Source organism: Streptomyces sp. MnatMP-M17, assembly GCF_900091995.1.
Taxonomy (GTDB): Bacteria; Actinomycetota; Actinomycetes; order Streptomycetales; family Streptomycetaceae; genus Streptomyces.
Genome location: NZ_FMDK01000452.1, coordinates 21,579 through 27,578, shown reverse-complemented (window position 1 = coordinate 27,578; position 6,000 = coordinate 21,579). Strand labels below are relative to the sequence as shown.

The following is a 6,000-nucleotide window of genomic DNA, read 5'->3' as shown; positions in this document are numbered from 1 at the left end:
CCGGGCCCGCAACAGCGCCTGTTCCCTGCGCCGTCGGCCCGCTCCGGCCTGGGCGACCGCCCAGGTCAGCGCGGCGGCCAGGACGGAACCGGGCACACCGAGGAAGAGGAACAGCAGCTGCGCGTAGAGCGCGTCCGAGCGGGCGGCGTCCAGCACGGCGCCCAGATTGTCACCGACCAGACCGGTACCGGCGAGCCGTACCTCCGCGTTGTGCGCGCTGCCCGTGGCCGCGGTGTACGCGGCGGCCGGATCGGCGGGCAGATCATGGCCGCGCAGAGTGTGGATCTGCGTCCGTACGAGATCGGGCCGGGGACCGGCGAGCGGATCGAACACGGTGTGCCAGGTCCGCTCGGGCAGCAGGACGACATTGTCCGGCGGCGCCGAGGGCTGCGACTGCGGCGGCGCCCCGACCTTCTGGAACAGCGAGTCGGCGAGTGGCAGTTCCACCACACCGGCCACCTGGAGCGGCACCGCGGGCAGCCCCGCCCGCTTGACGGTGACGGTGTCGCCGGGAGCCGCGTGCAGATTGGCGGCGGTCTGCTGGGCGAGCAGCACACCTTGGCCACTTCCCGCCAGTACCCGGATCTCGCCCGGGAAGACGGTGGCGTAATCGGCGGGCAGACCCAGCACGGACCCGGGCCCGGTGCTCTGGAGTGTGCCGCCCGTCCGGGCGTCCAGCCCTTCGGTCTGCCCGTAGCCGACCGGCAGGGCCTTCTTCGTACCGGCCAGAGCGCGCACGGCGGACAGCACACCGTTCGGATCGGCGCCGTCGGCGACCTGCACCTGCCAGTCCACGGAGACCGAACGGACCGACTGGGACGTCATGGTGGCCCGGGTCGTGGACAGGAAGCTGCCCAGCACGGACAGCAGCGCGACGGCCACCATCACTCCCGAGGCGGTCGCGAGAAGCCGGCCGCCGCGCACACGCAGCAGCCCGGAAAGCCACATCCTGATCATCGCGCCTCATCTTCCTGATGTTCCCGCGGCTCAGATCCCGTACGGTCCGGCGGCACCAGCCGGCCGTCGGCCATGGACCACCGCGTGGGCAGCGCCTGTGCCACCCGGGTGTCGTGCGTGGTGACCACCACGGCCGCGCCGAGCGTTCCGGCGGCGTCCAGCAGCACCGTCATCACCTGCTCGGCGCTGTGGCGGTCGAGCTGGCCCGTCGGCTCGTCCGCCAGGATCAGCCGCGGCCGTCGTGCCAGCACCCGGGCCACCGCGACACGCTGGGCCTGGCCGGCCGACAGCTCGTCCGGCAGCTTCGCCGCCAGCGCCGCCAGTCCGAGGCTCTCCAGCGCCGCGACGGCGCGCTCCTCGGCGTCCCTCTCCTCCGCGCCGTCGATACGCAGCGGCAGGGCGATGTTTTCCACCGCAGTGAGCGGCGGCAGCAGACTCGGTCCCTGGAAGACAAAACCGATGTGCCGGGCGAGTGGCCCTTCCGGCAGCCCGGGATGGGTGATCCGCCCGGCCGTGGGCCGGTCCAGACCGGCCATCAGATGCAGCAGCGTCGACTTGCCGGAGCCCGAAGGGCCCACGACCGCGATGCGCGCGCCCGCGGCGACCGTACAGCTCGCGCCGTGCACGGCAACCACCGCGGCGCTGCCCGAGCCATAGGTGCGCGCCACGTCCGCGCAGACGACCAGCGGTTCTCCGGTCCCGGCCATCACACCCACCGTCATCACACCCACCGTCCGTCCCGCATCCGCAGCACGCGGTCGGCCACGGAGGCCACCGCCTGCGAGTGCGTGACCACCACCATGGAGGTCCCGGTCGCGGCCCGTTCGCGCAGCAGCGCGAGAATCCGCCGCTCGGTCTCCGCGTCGACCTCGCCGGTGGGCTCGTCCGCGAGGACCACGGCCGGATCGTTGGCCAGCGCCACGGCCAGTCCGGCACGGGCCGACTCGCCGCCGGAGAGCTGCCGGGGCAGCGCGCCCGCGCGTCCCGCGATGCCCATCCGCTCCAGCAGATCCCCTGGCCCGATGTGGTCCGGAGTGCGCGAGAGCCGCCGTACGAGCCGTACATTGCCGGCGACCGTGAGGTGCTCCAGCAGATTGCCCGACTGGAACAGCACACCGATATGGCGGGCCCGGAGCCGGCCGCGCAGTTGTTCCCGCTGATGGGACAGCGGCAGACCGGCGATGTGCACCATGCCGCCGTCGGGTTCGTCCAGACCGGCCAGACAGTTCAGCAGAGTCGTCTTGCCGGAACCGGAAGGGCCCATGACCGCGACGATCTCGCCCTTCGCCACCTCCAGACCGACTCCCTGGAGCGCGAAGGTCTCCTCCTCACCGGCCCGGAAGAACCGGTACAGGGAGCGTGCGCTGAGCGGAACGGCCGCGGTCACCGTGACCACCGGAAGGAGTCCGTGACGGTACGCCACGGATCGACGTTGTCCGCGCCGACCGCGCCGGAGAGCGTCAGCACGACCTGTTCGCCCTTCTGCCAGAACACATACCGCTCCACGTCCTGCCGGACGCTCTTGCCGGTCACGCCGTCGGCCGCCGAGTCCGCCTGATACGTGGCCAGTACGGCGCTGCCGCCCTGGCGGCTCACGGTGCTGACCTTGCCCACCGTCACATTCGTCCCGGACCGTTCCACCGCCGGCAGATCGGCCGAGCGGACCGAGTCGACGGTCGGCGCCTGCGCGGCCGGCGACCGCTCGATCCGGACGCTGTTGAACTTGTCGCTGAAGACCGTGGCGGCACCGGAAGCCTGGCGCGCCCAGCCCTCGGGCACCTTGACGCGATAACCGCCGTCGGCAGGTGACCAGTCCACGTACACCTGGTTGTCGGGGATGTCACCGGCGGGATTCACCTCCGGCGCGGGAGCCGAGGAGGACGGACCGGAGCCGGAACCGGATCCGGAGCCGTTGGAGGAGCACGCCACTGCTCCGGTCAGGATCACCAGACCGGTCAGGACGGCGGACAGGGTACGACGCATCGTGACACCTCTGCGCGGGGGGAGAGCCGGCCGGACGACCGCCTCGGAACCGACGCTAGAAACCGGACGGCCAGCGCCCGCACCGCGACAGGTGAGCGCGCGGTTAACGTCCCGGTCCGACGAGTAGTGTTCACGGCGTGAAGCTGACTATTCTCGGCGGCGGCGGGTTCCGGGTGCCGCTGGTGTACGGAGCACTCCTCACCGACCACGCCGAAGGCCGGGTCACCCGGGTCACTCTGCACGATCTCGATCCCGCCCGGCTCACGGCCGTCGCCCGAGTCCTGGCCGAGCAGGCCGAGGGCATCCCCGACGCGCCGGCGGTCACGGCCACCACCGATCTCGACGAGGCGCTGCGCGGCGCCGACTTCGTCTTCTCCGCGATCCGCGTCGGCGGACTCGAAGGACGCGCGGCCGACGAGCGCGTCGCCCTGGATCTCGGCGTCCTGGGCCAGGAGACGGTCGGCGCGGGCGGTATCGCGTACGGACTGCGCACCGTGCCCGTCGCCGTCGACATCGCGCGGCGCGTCGCCCGGCTCGCACCCGACGCCTGGGTCATCAACTTCACCAATCCCGCCGGACTGGTCACCGAGGCCATGTCCCGCCAACTCGGCGACCGTGTCATCGGCATCTGCGACTCACCCGTCGGCCTCGCCCGCCGCGTCGCCCGGATCCTCGGAGCCGACCCGGACCGCGCGTCGGCGGACTATGTGGGCCTCAACCACCTCGGCTGGCTGCGCGGCCTGCGGGTCGACGGCCGCGACGAACTCCCGCGGCTGCTCGCGGACTCCGAGGCGCTGGGCTCCTTCGAGGAGGGCAGGCTCTTCGGCCCCGAGTGGCTGCGCTCCCTGGGCGCGATTCCCAACGAGTATCTGCACTACTACTACTTCAACCGGGAAACGGTACGCGCCTACCAGGAGGCCGAGCGGACGCGCGGCGCGTTCCTCCGGGACCAACAGGCCCGTTTCTACGAGGAGATGGCCCAGCGGGACGGATCCGCCCTCGCGACCTGGGACCGTACACGCGCCGAACGCGAGGCCACGTACATGGCGGACAACCGCGAGGCGGCGGGCGTCGGCGAACGGGACGCCGACGATCTGGAGTCCGGCGGCTACGAGAAGGTCGCCCTCGCCCTGATGCGCGCCATCGCCCGCGACGAGCGCACCACGCTCATCCTCAATGTCCGCAACCGCACCACACTGCGGGTGCTGGACGAGGACGCGGTCATCGAGGTGCCCTGTCTCGTGGACGCGAACGGCGCCCATCCGCTCTCCGTCGCGCCACTGCCGGACCATGCCACCGGCCTGGTGTGCGCCGTCAAGGCCGTGGAACGCGAGATCCTCGCCGCGGCCGGGAGCGGCTCACGCGCCACCGCCGTCAAGGCCTTCGCCCTGCATCCGCTGGTGGACTCGGTGACCGTGGCCCACCACCTCGTTGACGGTTACACAAAGGCGCATCCCGGCCTCGCGTATCTGAACCGTCCCTGAGACGCGTCCGCGCCCTGGAAACGCCGGGATGCGGGCCATGAGCACCCCTGGACAGAATAGGAGGAGAGGGGCAGGACGGGGTCGGCGGGACTGTGCGCCCTCGCCTGTCGGACAGGAGGAGCAGCCATGAACAGCGGCAGCGAAACCTCCGAAGGTACGTCGCATCTCTCGCCTCGGGAGCGGGCCGACCACGGCAGAGCCGCCCGCAAGAACGCGCCACGGTCCGGTCACGCCGAATTCACCGCCGCTCCGGGACGGCCCGATCCCGTGGAGGTGATCGAGGCACAGTCCGCCGCCCGCGTGCCGGAACTCGTGCCCATCCGCTACGGCCGTATGACGGAATCACCGTTCCGCTTCTACCGGGGCGCCGCCGCGATCATGGCCGGTGATCTGGCCGCCACACCGCGTTCCGGCCTCACCGCGCAGCTCTGCGGAGACGCCCACCTCATGAACTTCCGGCTGCTCGCCTCGCCGGAACGGCATCTGGTGTTCGACATCAACGACTTCGACGAGACTCTGCCCGGCCCATGGGAGTGGGACGTCAAACGGCTCGCCACAAGCCTGGTGATCGCGGGCCGGGAGAACGGCTACACGGAGACGGAGCGCGCGGACATCGTCCGCACCGCCGTACGGTCGTACCGCGCGCATATGCGCACCTACGCCGGTATGGGCAATCTCGATGTCTGGTACGACCGGGCCGACGAGGAGGAGCTACGGGCGATGACCGCGCCGCAGCTTGGCAGACGAGGCCGCGGACGTCTCGCCAGGACCATGGCCAAGGCCCGGACCAGGGACAACATCAAGGCCTTCGACAAGCTCACCCGGCTCAGCGGCGGCGAGCGCCGGTTCGCGCCCGATCCACCGCTGATCGTGCCGCTGGACGACCTGCCGCCGGACGCCGGGCGCGACAGGATGGGCCGGGAACTGCGCGACCTGGTCGACCGGTACGGCCGGAGCCTGTCCACGGACCGCCGGCATCTCCTCCACCAGTACCGGGTGGTCGACATCGCCCGTAAGGTCGTCGGTGTCGGCAGCGTCGGTACCCGCTGCTGGATCCTGCTGCTCCTCGGCAAGGACGACGAGGATCCGCTGATCCTCCAGGCCAAAGAGGCCGACCGGTCGGTGCTCGCCGAGCATGTCGGCCCGAGCGCGTACGACAACCAGGGACAGCGTGTCGTCGCCGGACAGCGTCTGATGCAGGCCGTCGGCGACATCTTCCTCGGCTGGGACCGGGTTCTCGGGCTCGATGACCGGCGGAGGGACTTCTACGTCCGCCAGCTGCACGACTGGAAGGGCATTGTCGAGCCGCAGAACATGGTGCCCAGAGGGATGCGCGTGTTCGGCGACCTCTGCGGTGCCACGCTCGCCCGGGCCCATGCCCGCTCCGGGGACCGGATCGCCATCGCCGCCTATCTCGGCGCCGGGGGCTCCTTCGACCGCGCGCTCACCGAGTTCGCGGAGCGCTACGCGGACCGGAACGAGGCCGACCACCGCGCGCTGACGGACGCGGTGAAGGCCGGGCGGGTACGGGCCGAAGCGGCCTGAGCACCGGGAGCACCTGGGAAGCCGGAGCCGG

General features: G+C 71.4%; 6 protein-coding genes. 2 read left to right on the top strand and 4 right to left on the bottom strand.

What is annotated here, in order from left to right:
* The 4 genes from GA0115259_RS20450 to GA0115259_RS20435 all read right to left on the bottom strand — a co-directional run.
* A partial coding sequence (locus GA0115259_RS20450) for an ABC transporter permease (RefSeq protein WP_141716634.1) occupies positions 1-957 on the bottom strand: 957 nt, incomplete at its 3' end.
* Entirely contained in the window at positions 954-1,679 is a 726-nt protein-coding gene (locus GA0115259_RS20445; protein ID WP_237540255.1) for an ABC transporter ATP-binding protein, read from the bottom strand. The genes GA0115259_RS20445 and GA0115259_RS20450, both read right to left, overlap by 4 nt.
* The gene (locus GA0115259_RS20440; protein WP_256098059.1) at positions 1,679-2,380 is read right to left on the bottom strand and encodes an ABC transporter ATP-binding protein; all 702 of its coding nucleotides are present in this window, start codon (positions 2,378-2,380) and stop codon (positions 1,679-1,681) included. The genes GA0115259_RS20445 and GA0115259_RS20440 overlap by 1 nt, the downstream gene beginning before the upstream one ends.
* Positions 2,341-2,940 (bottom strand): hypothetical protein, encoded by a 600-nt coding sequence (locus GA0115259_RS20435; protein WP_093599144.1) that lies wholly within the window; start codon positions 2,938-2,940, stop codon positions 2,341-2,343. The genes GA0115259_RS20440 and GA0115259_RS20435 overlap by 40 nt, the downstream gene beginning before the upstream one ends.
* Positions 2,941-3,077: 137 nt before the next feature.
* On the opposite strand from GA0115259_RS20435, the gene GA0115259_RS20430 reads away from it, so the two are divergent.
* Both GA0115259_RS20430 and GA0115259_RS20425 read left to right on the top strand, forming a co-directional pair.
* Positions 3,078-4,424 carry a 6-phospho-beta-glucosidase gene (locus tag GA0115259_RS20430; protein ID WP_093599141.1) on the top strand — a complete coding sequence of 449 codons (1,347 nt, stop codon included), beginning with the start codon at positions 3,078-3,080 and terminating at the stop codon, positions 4,422-4,424.
* A gap of 126 nt (positions 4,425-4,550) precedes the next feature.
* A complete protein-coding gene (locus GA0115259_RS20425) occupies positions 4,551-5,969 on the top strand; it encodes a DUF2252 domain-containing protein (protein ID WP_093599137.1) in 1,419 nt (472 codons plus the stop codon).
* The last annotated feature ends 31 nt before the right edge of the window (positions 5,970-6,000 follow it).